This window comes from Nocardia puris (assembly GCF_003315035.1).
Taxonomy (GTDB): Bacteria; Actinomycetota; Actinomycetes; order Mycobacteriales; family Mycobacteriaceae; genus Nocardia; species Nocardia puris.
The window spans coordinates 23,472-37,648 of sequence record NZ_QNRE01000014.1 but is presented as its reverse complement, the minus strand read 5'-3'; the positions used below and the strand labels follow the sequence as shown (position 1 = coordinate 37,648).

The window sequence follows — 14,177 nt, the reverse complement described above, 5'->3', positions numbered from 1 at the left end:
GCGGTCCGGATCTCAGGGTTCCCAACCGCACCACGGGTGCCCGGAAATGCTCACGGAAGCGGCAGGCAGGAACTGCCGGTGTTCACGCCCCGCCCGACGACGTCGACGGTCACGTACCTCGCGGAGGTGACCTGGCCGGGCTTGAACTGCTGCGCGAAGACGTTCTGTCGGCCGACGTACGCGGGCGTCCACTCGAACGTCGCCGTCCCGCTCTCCGGGTGATAGACCGCGACCCCGAGCCGCTCCCCAGTCCCCGGCACCGGCCCACCACTGATCCCGACGGTCACCTCACCGGCCTCGGAAACCGGCGCGTCCACGTCCACCGTCACGGTGTAGACGCACCCGGTCCGCAACCCTTCGGCGGGCTGCTCCACGGTCACACCGGTGACCGCCGCCGACGCGTTCGGCGCGGTCCCGATCAGCACCGGAACCGCCCCGAGCACCACAGCGAGGCCGACTCGGCGAATACGAACGTTCATGGGGTCCTCTCCCTCGACGCAGCCGACCGCACCTGTCCCGCCCCACGATGCCAGCCGAGGAAGATTCTCGTCGCGCATCAGGGGAGATCTGTTCGAAGGGCTTAGCGCCGTCCGCCGCCACCGTCGAGCCACGGCGTGAACGCGCAGTCCGAGTACCCCGGAACTACACCGACTCCGCCCGCGCCTTCAGCCGGTCCCGGGTGATGCGGATGTGCTCGTACACGGCATCCGGCACGGCATCGATCTCGTTGCGCGCACTCGCTCGGCAGGAGGAGGAGGTCGTCGTGGGGATGGTAGCGGTCGGCCTCACACCGCACCTGGCCCCGCGACCGAACTGCCTCCGCTGCAAGGATTTGCGAGTTCCTGGAGTCGCCGGGAGTGCTCGAAGACCGAGGTGAGATGGGATATCGTGGGATCGGATTCGCAGGGCGGGACGCATCATGGGCCCATGGCTTCTGCGCTTGTGCGGCCGCTGACATTCATGAGCGAGGCCCGACCGACTTGATGGGGGACCGAAGGGGGAGAGCGGTTGATACTTGCCCCTCGAGGCACTCGGCGCCACGGTAGCCGATCACGACGAGCAGCCGGGAGCCCGGCCGTCCCCGCTGGAATCAGCGCTGGCTCGAGTCAGCGATCTCCACGGCGCAGTGGAGGCCGGTCCCGACGGGTTGGAGGGCATCAGCCCGGAGCTGGCCAAGCGGCTGCGCTTGCTCATCGAGTCCCTCGACAAGGTCGATGCCGGGCTCGAGATCCAGATGTCGTTGTCCGATGGAAGCGAGCGGCGGCCCAGCCTCACCCGACGCGGACGGGAACACGGCAGGGCACTGTTCGCCCCCACAGTCGAGACCGCGATCGAGACCATCGTGGGTGTGCTGGCCGCCGTCGAGATCAGCGACGAGTTCGCCAAGATCCTCGTGCGACCAGGTGGCAAGAAACGAGCGATCCCGATCGTCCGAGTTCCCGCCGATATCGCGAAGCGGGACATCGATTGGGATGTCTCGCTACGTATCCTCGTCCGCACCGAGCAGAGCCAGGACCGATTCGAAGGGCGCAAGCGCAGGGAGCACCAGTTCATCCGCCTGATCGCACCCGAGGAACCACAACCCATCGAACTCGGCTAGCTGCCCAGTTGAGTTCGATAACCCGTCCGTGGTTCGATGCCAGCCGAGCGAGGTTTCTCGTCGGGCATCGGGGGAGATCGGTCCGAAGGTTCATCGCGGCCGCTGTGATCTCACGGCATCTAGGCTCTGGTGGTGCCCGAAATCCTGTTGTCCAACCCGTTCTCGGACAAGACGCTCGTGGTCTGGCTCGAGGCGTGGGGTGAGGACTACTGGATGCGACCGGGTGATGCGATCACCATCGAATCCGACGCGACCGGGGATGAGCGGTTCGAGGTGTCGTGGCGTGAGGATGGGCTCGTCGTCTGGCCGTCGTCCCCTCGTGGCTGCACTGTTCGCGACCTGGCGGGCGCCGAACTCGAATGCGGTCACCAGCGCCCGGCTCAGGCCGGCATCGCCGTCGAACCGTCGGCGACATCGCCTCGGCCGGATTAGATGGGGTGATGTCGCCTCGAGTGCCTGGCGCTGGACCCGGTGGCGAAGACCAGGCAGTCGGCCCGGTGCACGGGCCTTTCCGCCGTGCGGATGCCGCCGGGCGAGATCGTCACGACAGGGCCAGGTGATCAGCCATCTGATGTCGTGCTCTGAACGCGCAAGTGCCCCGGCCGAACCGGGGCACTTCGCTTCGGAGGAGGGTGGGCCGATCAGCCGGGAACCCGGCTCGGTTCCCGTTCGGCAGGGCGCTCCTCCTCACGAATGCCGAAGTGCGCATGCAGGTTCCGCAGCGGTCCCGGCGCCCACCAGGTCCGGCGACCGCCGAGGCGCAGGGCGGCGGGCAGGAGGAACCCGCGGATCAGCGTCGCGTCGGCGAGGACGGCGAGCGGCAGGCCGATGCCGAACGCCTTCATGAAGGTGATGTCGGAGACCAGGAATCCGAGGAACACCACCGAGATGAGAACGGCTGCGGCGGTGACGATCCGGCCGACGCGTTCCAGGCCGAGGGCGACGGCGGCGCTGGGGTCGCCGGTGCGCTCGTACTCCTCGCGGATGCGGGCGAGCATGAACACTTGGTAGTCCATCGCGAGACCGAACGCGACACCGAACAGCATGACCGGCACCGTCGCGGCGAGCGTGCCGGTCACGGTGAAGCCGAGCAGCCCGGAGAGGTTGCCGTCCTGGAAGATCCACACCAGCGCGCCGAAGGTCGCGGTGAGGCTCAGGCAGCTCAACAGCACCGCCACCACGGGGATGAACACGCTGCCGGTGAGCAGGAACAGCAGCACCAGCATCGCGACGATCACCGTGCCCAGCGCGAGCGGAAGTCGTTGCACGAGAGCGGCGGTCGCGTCGGCGCTCACCGCCGCGATACCGCCCACCAGGGCGTCGCCAGGGGTGTCGGCGGCACGGAGGTCGCCGACCAGCGCCTCCAGTGTTTCGGGATCGCCGGTGTCGGGCACGACGGTCAGATAGGCGCCGCCGTCGGCCGCGAAGCGGGTGTGCAGCTCGCCCGGTGGCAGCACCCGAGCACCGCCCGCGTAACTGCCGGTGGACGTGTCGACCCGATCCACGTGCGGCAGTTCCGACAGGCGCGCGGCGTAGCCGTCGAGATCCCCGTCGACGCGCGGGAGGACGACGGTCAGCGCGTTCTGCTCGTTGGTGTCGAACTCGTCGCGCACGACCTCGGCGACCTGGCGGGCGCTGGACGAATCCGGCATCGAACGTTCGTCGGGGAAGCCGAGTTTCAGCCCGAGGAACGGTGACCCGAGCACCAGCAGCAGCGCCGTCACGGTGACGGCGACCGTCCCCGGCCGACGCATGACGAACACCGCGAGCCGATGCCAGCGCCCCTCGTGCAACTCACCGGACTGCTTGCGCGCCTTGCGAATACGCCACTTGTCGACGCGCCTGCCCAGCAGTGCCAGCACCGCGGGCAGCACGGTCAGCGAGCTGAGCGCGGCGATCAGCGCCACGGCGACGCCCGCGTAGCCGATCGAGCGCACGGCGGGCAGCGGGAAGTAGATCAGCCCCGCCAGCACCACCGCGACCGTGACGGCGGAGAAGGCCACGGTCCGCCCCGCCGACCGCATGGTCGTCGCGAGCGCGGTGAGAGGTTCGTCTCCCGCCGCCAGCTCCTCGCGGTAGCGGTTCACGACCAGCAGGCTGTAGTCGATCGCCAGACCCAGGCCGAGCAGCGTCACCACGTTCATCGCCAGCGCCGACAACTCGAGCGGCCCGGCCAGCAACCACACCACGCCCGTGGTCAGCACCACCGTCACCATCGCGATCAGCAGCGGCAGCAGCGCGGCCACCACACTGCCGAACACGAACAGCAGCACCACGAGGGTGATCGGGAACGCGATGGCCTCGCCCGCGATCGCGTCCTTCTCCGCCTGTTCGACCATCTCGTGCTGCAACATCGCGTAGCCACCCACCGCGACCTCGAGCCCGTCGTGGGCGCCCGCGTAGCGCGGGGCGAGCTCGGCGATGCGGTCGCCCACGTGGTCCTCATCGCCCAGGATGGTGGCGATGACCAGCGCTTTGTCGCCGTCGGCGCCGCGCAGCGCGGGCTGGCCGGTCGTCCAGTAGGACAGCACGCCGGTCACGTCGGCCTCGCCGCTCAGCCGTTCGGTGAGCGCGGTCGCCGCCGGTGCCGCGTCGTCGACCGGGCCCGGCGTGCGGACCAGCAGGACGAGGTTCGGCGGGCTCTGCCCGAACTGATCGCGCAGCACGTCGGAGGCCGCGCGGGATTCGGCGCCGGGGTCGTCGAATCCGCCGCTCTTCAACCGGTCGAACACGGTGGCGCCGGCGATCCCCGCCAGCAGCATCGCGATCGTGGCCACCACCAGCACCGCCCGCCGGTGACGCGCGCACAGACTCGTCGTTCTCTCCAACACGGCTGCCTCCTCCAGTCCCACCGCGAAGTCGCGGCGATACGAATGGGAGTCCGGAGGGGCCCCGAACGTGACAGTGTGCGATGCGCATCACACAATCGGGCCGTTTGTCACACTTAGCGCCCCGAGGGCACTCCTATGATCGACACCGTCACCAGGAGGCCACCGTGACCGATCCCGACCCGGCGACCCGAGAGTTCGCCGAACACCGCGAACTGCTGTTCGCCCTGGTCTACAACCTGCTCGGCACCGTCGCCGACACCGAGGACGTGCTGCAGGAGACCTGGCTGTCGTGGATGCCGCGGCGGCGACCCGGCGCCCCCGAGATCACCAACCCGCGCGCCTACCTGGTGCGGGTGGCGATCAACGCCGCGCTGTCCCGACAGGCCGATATCGCCCGCAGGCGCGAGACCTACGTCGGCCCGTGGTTGCCCGAGCCGCTGATCACCGATGAGGACGGCGACGATCCGGCCGTGCGCACCGAAGCCGTCTCCCTGGCGATGCTGGTGGTGCTGGAGACGCTGACGCCGCTCGAGCGCGCGGTCTTCGTGCTCAACGAGGTGTTCGGGTATCCGCACACCGAGATCGCCGCCATGATCGGGCGCGAGCCCGCCGCCGTGCGCCAGCTCGCGCACCGGGCCCGGTCCCACGTGCAGGCGCGCCGACCGCGGTTCCGGGCCGACCCGGCCGTGCAGCGGCGGGTGACCGAGCAGTTCTTGGAGGCGCAGCTCGGCAGTGATCTGGACGCGTTACTGCGACTGCTGGCCCCGGACGTCACGTTCCTCTCGGACGGCGGCGGCCGGACGCAGTCGGCCCTGCGGCCCATCCACGGCGCAGCGAAGGTCGCCCGCCTCCTCACCGGTGGGCCGTTCTACGCCAAGACCGCGGGCGCGCTCGACATCTATCCGGACTACGTCAACGGTGAGTTGTCCCTCGTCGCCCTACTGAACGGAAAGCCGTACGGGGTAGGTGTGCTCGAGATCGACCCCGAGACGGAGCAGATCCGGCACATCTACGCCGTGAGCAATCCGGAGAAGCTGACCCGGGTCAATCCCCGCGCGGACCGCGCTGTCGCAAACGCGCCCGAGCGGCGGTGAACGGCGTCGGGGCCGAGCTGGGCGATATTGGCTACTCCCCGTTGGCAATTCAGTACAGCACCCGATAGCTGAGGTGCGTGACGCGATTGCCGGGCCGGACGACCGGGTTGTCGAGGCGGATCTGCTTCTCGGCGAGATTCGCGAAATACGGTGTACCGGAACCGAGGAGGTAGGGCACCAGGTCGACGGTGATCACGTCCAGCAGCTCCGCGTCCAAGGCCTGCCGGGCGATGTCCGGGCTCGCGATCACCACGTCCTTGTCGCCCGCCAGTTCCTTCGCGCGCTCTATCGCGTTCGCGACGCCGTCGGTGACGAAGGTGAAAGGCGCTTCGGGGTAAGGGAATTCGTCGGCGGTCGGCGGGTGATGGGTCACCACGACGACCGGTACGCCGGTCGGGTGCATACCGTTCCACCCGCTCGCCACATCGAACAGCCTGCGGCCGGCGATCAGCGCGCCGATCCGGCCGACGATCTCCTGGAAGGATTCGACATCCTCCTCGGACTGCCGATACGAGATGCGCTCGTTGGCCGAGTCCGTCTCGACCGGCCCCGCCGTGTACCACTCGAACAACCTGTCCACGCTGCCGTCGGCATCCTCGATGAACCCGTCCAGCGACATCGACAGATTCGAAATGACCTGACCCATGATTTACTCCTCCGTTCTGGCCCCTTGTGGGCTCGTTCACCAGGAGGTCGGAGCCGCGGGGGCGCTTTCGACACACTTCCGAAAGAGTGACCCAGATCACTCTGATGCTCTGAGGATGGCCCGGTCCGTCGTCGCGTCAGACGCTCGGCAACACGCTGATCCGAGCGTTCGAGCGTGCCAGTGCACGCCTTGTACCGTCGGTGAGCTCGTGCCGCTGCCGCAATCCGCCGCTATCCCGAGGTCGCCCGCGAGGCTCTGGCGGCTGTCGATCGAGGAGATTGACTGTGCGATTCGCGAAAACCGGCCCAATCCAATGTCTTTGATGGGACCGAGGACGGATGGGTGCAGGTCGCGGTAGCAGCTGGGTTCGGGCGCACCTGTCTGAGAAGTCGTGCCAACTGGCCTGAGACGCCGACTGACGGCATAGACGAGAAGAGCCCCTGACCGCTCGAACAGGTCAGGGGCTCTTTCTCAACTGTGCCCTCGGCAGGATTCGAACCTGCGGCCTTCTGCTCCGGAGGCAGACGCTCTATCCCCTGAGCTACGAGGGCGGGATAGGGCTCGGTCGGAGAGTGTCCGATCGGGCCGGGTCAGCGTATCGCATCGGGTTGGCGGACGCCAAAAAGGGTGGCGGGCCGGGGGGTTCCGGCCCGCCAGGTGGTCATTCGAGGGGGAGGGGGGTGCCGCCGCGGTTGGTGAGCAGGGTGGTCAGCAGGGCGGATTCGGCCTGCTGGGTTTCGGACATCCGCGCGGCGAGGGTGCGCACCGCGGTGGTGGACGCGTGCTGGGCCCCGTAGTCGGCCATGGGGATGCCGCCCTGGTGGTGGCGCAGCATCAGGCTCAGGAACAGGGTGTCGATCTCGGGCGGGTTCGCCTGCCGCAGCGCGGCCAGCTCCTGCGCCGACGCCATGCCGGGCATGGCCGACACCGGGCCGGAGTGCCCGGCCGAGCCGCCACCGTGGTGCCCGCCGGATTCGCTCATCCAGCCCATGAACCCCTCGACGCTCTGGGCGGGCTGGTCCCAGATCTGCAACCAGCCCTGCATGCGGCCGACCTGGTTCTGCTGGGTGGTCATGATGTCGTAGGCCAGCCTGCGCACCTCGTTGTCGGTGGAGCGCAGCAGCGCGATGCCCGCCATCTCGACCGCCTGCGCGTGGTGCACGGACATGTCCTGGAGGAAGCCGACGTCGACGGGGCTCGGGTCGGGTTCGGCGCGGCCGTCCAGCGGCAACCGCACCAGGGTGCCGATCGCGAAACCGATCAGGATGGCCCCGATCACGCCGAGCACCAGCAGCGCCGTGCGCTGCCCCCGCGGACCCGGATCGGACGCGTGGTCCGAGCCGGTCTCGGTGCCGGATTCGCCGGTCACTACTCGGTCGCCCCCTCGGTGGGCGGGGTCTCCGGGATCACCGGCGCGCCCGGCGCGCCCGGCAGGCCGGGAATGCTCGGCACGCCCGGGATGTTCGGCACGCCACCGAGCTCGGCGGGATCGGCGACGATGTCACCGCCGTCCATCGGGATGGCGTCGGGTCCGGGCGGGGTGGGATCGAACGGCGCCGGGTTCTCCCGGTCGAAGTACGGGTTGGAGCACGCCGCGCCGACCTCGGGGTAGGTGTACTGGTTCTGGCGCAGCGCGGTGATGAACTGGTTGATCCGCTCGTCGTCGGGGTTGTCCAGCTTCAGCTGGTGGCCCCACGACTGCAACGACACCGGCGACTCCTGGCCCGGGTAGGGCGACATGAAGGTGTACTGCTTGCCCTCCACGCGCTTGGCCAGCGCGTCGACACCGTCGGAGCTCACCTTGTCGGGGTTGTAGGTGATCCACACGGCGCCGTGCTCGAGCGAGTGCACCGCGTTCTCGGTGCGGATCGGCTTGCCGTACACCACGCCGGTGCAGTCGGCCCAGGCCTGATCGTGCGGCCCGCCGAACGGCGGCGTCTGGTCGTAGGCGACGCGCTGGATCTCGGTGACGTGCTTGCCCGCGCCCGAGGCGTAGTCGACCTTCGTCACGCCCGCGATCTGATCGGAGGGGTCCTGGCGTTCCGCGCTGGGCGTGAACCGCTCCAGCTCGGCCTGCTCCTGATACTTGGGCACCAGGTTGTACGCGAGGGCGCCGATCAACGCGACGATCACCGCGCCCGCGCCGATGGCCAGCCAGGGGACCTGCCGTTTCGTGGTCAGCTGCCCCTTGCCACCGCCCTTCCGGCCGGAAGGGGAGCTCTTTCCGGCGGCGCGGACGGCCTTGGCCGACTTCGACGCGTTCTTGCTACTCGGCATTGCTCCGTTGCTCTCTCGATGTGGTGAACGGCTGTGTCGTTCGTTACGGACGGGTCCGCGGCGGTGCCCGCCCGTCGGCGTACACCTGCCCAGACCATAGGATAGAGACTCGTGACTCCAGCTGACCTTGCAGATCTCCTTCACGCCACCGCGGCGAAGGTGCTCGTCGAACGTGGATTGGACCCGGCGGTCCTGCCCGACGAGGTCACCGTGGAGCGTCCCCGCAACCCCGAACACGGCGACTATGCCACGAATGTGGCCATGCGTGTGGCCAAGCCGGCCGGAGTGAATCCCCGCGAGCTGGCCGGCTGGCTGGCCGATGCGCTGGGCGCGGCCGAGGGTATCGAGGCCGCCGAGGTCGCGGGTCCGGGCTTCCTGAACATCCGGCTGGCGGCCGCCGCGCAGGGCGCGATCGTGCAGAAGATCCTGGCCGCGGGCGAGTCGTACGGCCGGGCCGAGGCGCTGGCGGGTACCAAGATCAATCTGGAGTTCGTCTCCGCGAACCCGACCGGTCCGATCCACCTGGGCGGCACCCGCTGGGCCTCGGTCGGCGACGCGCTGGGCCGCATCCTGGCCGCGCAGGGCGCCGATGTCACGCGCGAGTACTACTTCAACGATCACGGCGCGCAGATCGACCGGTTCGCCAACTCCCTGGTCGCGGCCGCGATCGGCGAGCCGACCCCCGAGGACGGGTACGCGGGCGCCTATATCGAGGACATCGCGTCGCGGGTCGTGGCCGACAACCCCGGTGTGCTCGACCTGCCCGAGGACGAGCGCCACGAGGTGTTCCGGCGCGAGGGCGTGGAGCTGATGTTCGCCCACATCAAGGAGACGCTGCACGAGTTCGGCACCGACTTCGACGTCTACTTCAACGAGAGCTCGCTGTTCGCCTCCGGCGCGGTGGACAAGGCCGTCGCGGAGCTGAAGGCCTCGGGCAACCTCTACGAGAAGGACGGCGCCTGGTGGATCGCCTCCACCGAGTACGGCGACGACAAGGACCGCGTCGTCATCAAGAGCGACGGCAAGTCCGCCTACATCGCCGGTGACATCGCCTACTTCCAGAACAAGCGCGCCCGCGGCTTCGACCTGTGCCTCTACATGCTCGGCGCCGACCACCACGGCTACATCGGCCGGCTCAAGGCCGCCGCGGCCGCGTTCGGCGACGATCCCGACACCGTCGAGGTGCTGATCGGCCAGATGGTGAATCTGGTGAAAGACGGTGCGGCCGTGCGGATGAGCAAGCGCGCGGGCACCGTGGTGACCCTCGACGACCTGGTCGAGGCGATCGGTGTGGACGCGGCGCGCTACTCGCTGGTGCGGTCCTCGGTGAACTCGAGCATCGACATCGATCTCGACCTGTGGACCAAGCAGAACAACGAGAACCCCATCTACTACGTGCAATACGCGCACGCTCGCTCCAGCCGCATCATCGACAACTCGGCGGCGTTCGACTTCGCTTCCGTGGCACCGGATTTCGCGCTGATGACCTCCGACCGCGAGGGCGAGCTGATCCGCACGCTCGGCGAGTACCCGCGGGTGGTGGCCACCGCCGCCGAGATGCGCGAACCGCACCGCGTGGTGCGCTACCTCGAGGAGCTGGCCGGGGCCTACCACCCGTTCCAGTCCGACGACGACATGCGGGTGCTGCCCAAGGGCGACGAGCCGGTGACGCCGCTCGGCTCGGCCCGGCTCGAGCTGGTGAAGGCCACCCGCCAGGTGCTGGCCAACGGCCTGGGCCTGCTCGGTGTGAGCGCGCCGGAGCGCATGTAGTGACCCAGAAGACGAATCCGTCCGCGTGTACCGCGCGTTCGGCGAGGAAGGAAGACCGATGAGCGCGCACCCCGCCGGACCGAGGCACGCCGAGATCCCCCACGCGCCGACCCTGCCGGAGCGGCCGTCCGATCCGAAGCAGATGATCGATCTGCCCGCGAACGTCTGGCCGCGCAACGCTTCTCGCGGTGAAGACGGCGAGGTCCGCCTGGCCGGTGTGCCGGTGCGCGAGCTCGCCGAGCGGTTCGGCACACCGCTGTTCGTGATCGACGAGGACGACTTCCGCACCCGCTGCCGCGATATGGTGCGCGCGTTCGGTCCGGGCGCCAAGGTGCATTACGCCTCGAAGGCGTTCCTGTGCGGTGAGGTGGCGCGCTGGATCCGCGACGAAGGGCTCTCGCTGGACGTCTGCTCCGGCGGCGAGCTGGCCGTGGCGCTCAACGCGGGCTTCCCGGCCGAGCGGATCGCGTTGCACGGCAACAACAAATCGGTGCCCGAGCTCGAGGCCGCGGTGGCGGCGGGCGTGGGTCACGTGGTGGTCGACTCGCTCTACGAGATCGAGCGGCTCGAGGCCGTCGCGGGGCGCGCCGGGGTGGTGCAGGACGTGCTCGTCCGCGTCACCGTGGGCGTGGAAGCCCATACGCACGAATACATTTCGACCGCGCACGAGGATCAGAAGTTCGGTTTCTCGATCGCCGGCGGCGACGCCATGGAGGCGCTGGCGCGGGTGTTCGAGGCCGACAACCTGCGCCTGGTGGGCCTGCACTCGCACATCGGCTCGCAGATCTTCGAGATCGACGGGTTCGAGATCGCCGCGCGCCGCATGCTCGGCCTGCTGCGCGAGGCCATCGACAAGTTCGGCGTGGAGCGCACCGCCCAGATCGCCATTCTGGATCTCGGTGGGGGACTGGGTATTTCGTACCTGCCCAACGACGATCCGCCGCCGCTGGACGAGTTCGCCGCCAAGCTGCGCCGCCTGGTCGCCGAGGAGGCCGACCGGGCCGGACTGCCGGTGCCCACCATCGCGGTGGAACCGGGCCGCGCCATCGCCGGCCCCGGCACCGTCACGCTCTACGAGGTCGGCACCATCAAGGACGTCTCGCTCGACGGTGGCCTGCGCCGCCGCTACGTCAGCGTCGACGGCGGTATGAGCGACAACATCCGCCCCGCGCTGTACCAGGCCGACTACGACTGCCGCCTGGTCTCGCGGTCCTCGGAGTCCGCGGCGGTGGTCGCGCGCGTCGTCGGAAAGCATTGCGAGAGCGGCGATATCGTCATTCGTGACACCTGGATGCCCGCCGATGTGGGCCCGGGTGACCTGATCGCGGTCGCCGCGACGGGCGCGTACTGCTACTCGATGTCGAGCCGATACAACCAGTTGACCCGTCCGGCGGTCGTCGCCGTGCGCGACGGGCAGCCGCGACTGGTGCTGCGCCGGGAGACGGTGGCGGATCTGCTGAGCCTGGAGGTGGAACAGGGATGACCGAAGTGGCCAAGAACGGGACCTGGGGTAACGATCGCCCGATCGGCGTCGCGGTGCTCGGCATGGGCAACGTCGGCACCGAGGTGGTGCGCATCCTGCGCGACCACGCCGACGACCTGCGCTCGCGCGTCGGTGCCCCCGTGGTGCTGCGCGGCGTGGCCGTGCGCAGCCTCGACAAGGATCGCGGCCTGCCCGCCGATCTGCTCACCACCGACGCGGCGGCGCTGGTCGCCCGCGAGGACGTGGATCTGGTCGTCGAGGTCATCGGCGGCATCGATCCGGCACGCGGCCTGATCCTGGCCGCGCTGAACGCGGGCAAATCCGTGGTTTCCGCCAACAAGGCGCTGCTGGCCGACTACACCGGCGAGCTGGCGGCCGCCGCCGAGCGCAATCGCGCCGACCTCTACTTCGAGGCCGCGGTGGCCGGCGCGATCCCCGTGGTGCGCCCGCTGATCCAGTCGCTGTCGGGCGATCGGGTGAACCGCGTGGTGGGCATCGTCAACGGCACCACCAACTTCATCCTCTCCGCCATGGACGAGACCGGCGCCGACTACTCGGCCACCCTGGCCGAGGCCACCCGGCTGGGCTACGCCGAGGCCGATCCGACCGCCGACGTGGAGGGCTACGACGCCGCCGCCAAGGCCGCGATCCTGGCCTCGCTGGCCTTCCACACCCGCGTGACCGCGGCCGATGTGTACCGCGAGGGCATCTCCAAGATCACCGCCGAGGACCTGGAGACGGCGTCCGCGGTGAACTGCACGGTCAAACTGCTGGCCATCTGCGAGCGCGTCGCGGGCGAGCCCTCGCCGGAAGAAGGCGGCAAGGAGCGGGTGTCGGTGCGCGTCTACCCGGCGCTCATTCCGCGCAAGCATCCGCTGGCCGCGGTGTCGGGCGCGTTCAACGCGGTGGTCGTGGAGGCCGAGAACGCGGGCCGCCTGATGTTCTACGGCCAGGGCGCGGGTGGCGCCCCGACGGCCTCGGCGGTGCTGGGCGATCTGGTGATGGCCGCGCGCAACAAGTTCTACGGTGGCCGCGCTCCGGGCGAATCGGTTTATGCTGAGCTACCGATCGCGCCGATCGGCGACACGCCCACCCGCTATCACGTCAACCTCCAGGTCGAAGACCGTCCCGGCGTGCTGGCGAAGGTGGCGGGCGAGTTCGCCAAGCACGGGGTGAGCATCTCGACGGTCCGCCAAGAGGGACACGGCGAGGGTGCGCGCCTGGTCGTGGTGACCCACCACGCCGTGGAGTCGGCGCTCGCGGACACCGTCGCAGCCCTGGCGGAGATGGCGTCCGTCACGTCCGTGACCAGCGTCTTGAGATTGGAAGGCACCGAGGAATGACAACGGCATCGGGTGGGCAGACCACCGGCGTCGCCCCGCAGGCGGGAGTGCACTCCCGCTGGCCGGGGCTGATCGCGGCCTACCGCGACCGGCTCGCGGGCGCGGCCGACTGGGAGCCGGTCACCCTGTTCGAGGGCGGCACCCCGCTGGTGCCCGCGCCGCACCTGTCCGAGCTGACCGGGTGCGAGGTGTACCTCAAGGTCGAGGGCGCGAACCCCACCGGTTCCTTCAAGGACCGCGGCATGACGATGGCGATGACCGACGCCAAGTACCGCGGCCAGAAGGCCGTGCTGTGCGCGTCGACCGGCAACACCTCCGCCTCGGCCGCCGCCTACGCGACCCGCGCGGGCATGAGCTGCGCGGTGCTGATCCCGCAGGGCAAGATCGCGATGGGCAAGCTGGCTCAGGCGGTCATGCTCGGCGCGCAGATCATCCAGGTGGAGGGCAACTTCGACGACTGCCTGGAGCTGGCGCGTAAGGTCACCGCGGAGTTCCCGGCCGTCGGCCTGGTGAACTCGGTGAACCCGGCCCGCATCGAGGGCCAGAAGACCGCGTCGTTCGAGATCTGCGACGTGCTGGGCCGCGCGCCCGACGTGCACGCGCTGCCCGTGGGCAACGCGGGCAACATCACCGCGTACTGGCGCGGCTATCGCGAGTACCACGCCGACGGCATCACCGCCGGTCTGCCGCGCATGCTCGGCGTGCAGGCCGCGGGCGCCGCGCCGCTGGTCAACGGTGCCCCGGTGAAGGAGCCCGAGACCATCGCGACCGCCATCCGGATCGGCGCGCCCGCCTCGTGGAACGGGGCCGTGGCGGCCAAGGAGGAGTCGGGCGGGGCGTTCCGCGCGGCCACCGACGACGAGATCCTGGCCGCGTACCGCCTGGTCGCCGCCTCCGAGGGCGTGTTCGTGGAGCCCGCCTCGGCCGCGAGTGTGGCCGGTGTGCTGGCCGCGCGCGCCGAGGGCTGGCTGGAGCCGGGGCTGACGGTCGTCTGTACCGTCACCGGCAACGGACTCAAGGACCCCGACACCGCGCTGCTGGGCATGCCGCAGGTGGAGCCGATCGCGGTGGACCCGGTCGCGGTCGCCGCCCGACTCGAGCTGGCCTGAGTGAACGCGCGCGAGAGCCAGGTG

Annotated in this window: 13 protein-coding genes and 1 tRNA gene; 7 read left to right on the top strand and 7 right to left on the bottom strand. The window is 69.6% G+C overall.

The window, feature by feature from the left end; all coding sequences use genetic code 11:
- Nucleotides 1-50: 50 nt before the first annotated feature.
- Together DFR74_RS27375 and DFR74_RS36250 are read right to left on the bottom strand one after the other, a co-directional pair.
- Nucleotides 51-479, bottom strand: coding sequence for a hypothetical protein (locus tag DFR74_RS27375; RefSeq protein ID WP_147265950.1), 429 nt, complete (start codon nucleotides 477-479; stop codon nucleotides 51-53).
- A gap of 163 nt (nucleotides 480-642) precedes the next feature.
- Entirely contained in the window at nucleotides 643-789 is a 147-nt protein-coding gene (locus DFR74_RS36250; RefSeq protein WP_157115879.1) for a hypothetical protein, read from the bottom strand.
- A gap of 226 nt (nucleotides 790-1,015) precedes the next feature.
- Between DFR74_RS36250 and DFR74_RS27370 the strand changes: the two genes are divergently transcribed.
- Nucleotides 1,016-1,600 carry a hypothetical protein gene (locus DFR74_RS27370; protein WP_147265949.1) on the top strand — a complete coding sequence of 195 codons (585 nt, stop codon included), beginning with the start codon at nucleotides 1,016-1,018 and terminating at the stop codon, nucleotides 1,598-1,600.
- A 132-nt stretch (nucleotides 1,601-1,732) separates the two neighbouring features.
- Nucleotides 1,733-2,032 (top strand): hypothetical protein, encoded by a 300-nt coding sequence (locus DFR74_RS27365; RefSeq protein ID WP_147265948.1) that lies wholly within the window; start codon nucleotides 1,733-1,735, stop codon nucleotides 2,030-2,032.
- A gap of 209 nt (nucleotides 2,033-2,241) precedes the next feature.
- On the opposite strand, the gene DFR74_RS27360 is transcribed toward DFR74_RS27365, so the two are convergent.
- On the bottom strand, nucleotides 2,242-4,431 hold the full coding sequence (locus tag DFR74_RS27360) for an MMPL family transporter (protein ID WP_232331889.1): 2,190 nt from the start codon (nucleotides 4,429-4,431) through the stop codon (nucleotides 2,242-2,244).
- Nucleotides 4,432-4,595: 164 nt separating this feature from the next.
- On the opposite strand from DFR74_RS27360, the gene sigJ reads away from it, so the two are divergent.
- The gene (gene sigJ, locus DFR74_RS27355) at nucleotides 4,596-5,525 is read left to right on the top strand and encodes an RNA polymerase sigma factor SigJ (RefSeq protein WP_067513412.1); all 930 of its coding nucleotides are present in this window, start codon (nucleotides 4,596-4,598) and stop codon (nucleotides 5,523-5,525) included.
- A gap of 49 nt (nucleotides 5,526-5,574) precedes the next feature.
- Here the strand turns inward: sigJ and DFR74_RS27350 are convergent, their stop codons facing one another.
- The 4 genes from DFR74_RS27350 to DFR74_RS27335 all read right to left on the bottom strand — a co-directional run bounded on the left by DFR74_RS27350 (nucleotide 5,575) and on the right by DFR74_RS27335 (nucleotide 8,448).
- Nucleotides 5,575-6,171 carry a dihydrofolate reductase family protein gene (locus DFR74_RS27350; protein WP_067513414.1) on the bottom strand — a complete coding sequence of 199 codons (597 nt, stop codon included), beginning with the start codon at nucleotides 6,169-6,171 and terminating at the stop codon, nucleotides 5,575-5,577.
- A gap of 478 nt (nucleotides 6,172-6,649) precedes the next feature.
- Nucleotides 6,650-6,722: transfer RNA gene (locus tag DFR74_RS27345), tRNA-Arg, on the bottom strand.
- A 110-nt stretch (nucleotides 6,723-6,832) separates the two neighbouring features.
- Nucleotides 6,833-7,540: a DUF305 domain-containing protein gene (locus tag DFR74_RS27340; protein ID WP_067513416.1), complete on the bottom strand. Its 708-nt coding sequence runs from the start codon at nucleotides 7,538-7,540 to the stop codon at nucleotides 6,833-6,835.
- Nucleotides 7,540-8,448 (bottom strand): DUF3105 domain-containing protein, encoded by a 909-nt coding sequence (locus DFR74_RS27335; RefSeq protein ID WP_067513418.1) that lies wholly within the window; start codon nucleotides 8,446-8,448, stop codon nucleotides 7,540-7,542. Before DFR74_RS27335 ends, DFR74_RS27340 begins: the two co-directional genes overlap by 1 nt.
- A 111-nt stretch (nucleotides 8,449-8,559) precedes the next feature.
- Here DFR74_RS27335 and argS point away from each other — a divergent pair, with 111 nt between their 5' ends.
- Genes argS through thrC form a run of 4 tightly spaced genes read left to right on the top strand, consistent with a single transcriptional unit; the run spans nucleotide 8,560 to nucleotide 14,153 of the window.
- Complete coding sequence (argS, locus tag DFR74_RS27330) at nucleotides 8,560-10,218, top strand: arginine--tRNA ligase (RefSeq protein WP_067513420.1); 1,659 nt, start codon at nucleotides 8,560-8,562, stop codon at nucleotides 10,216-10,218.
- 58 nt (nucleotides 10,219-10,276) lie between these two features.
- Nucleotides 10,277-11,701: a diaminopimelate decarboxylase gene (lysA, locus tag DFR74_RS27325; protein ID WP_067513422.1), complete on the top strand. Its 1,425-nt coding sequence runs from the start codon at nucleotides 10,277-10,279 to the stop codon at nucleotides 11,699-11,701.
- Complete coding sequence (locus DFR74_RS27320; RefSeq protein WP_067513423.1) at nucleotides 11,698-13,044, top strand: homoserine dehydrogenase; 1,347 nt, start codon at nucleotides 11,698-11,700, stop codon at nucleotides 13,042-13,044. Before lysA ends, DFR74_RS27320 begins: the two co-directional genes overlap by 4 nt.
- A complete protein-coding gene (gene thrC, locus DFR74_RS27315) occupies nucleotides 13,041-14,153 on the top strand; it encodes a threonine synthase (RefSeq protein WP_067513425.1) in 1,113 nt (370 codons plus the stop codon). The genes DFR74_RS27320 and thrC overlap by 4 nt, the downstream gene beginning before the upstream one ends.
- Nucleotides 14,154-14,177: the final 24 nt, after the last annotated feature.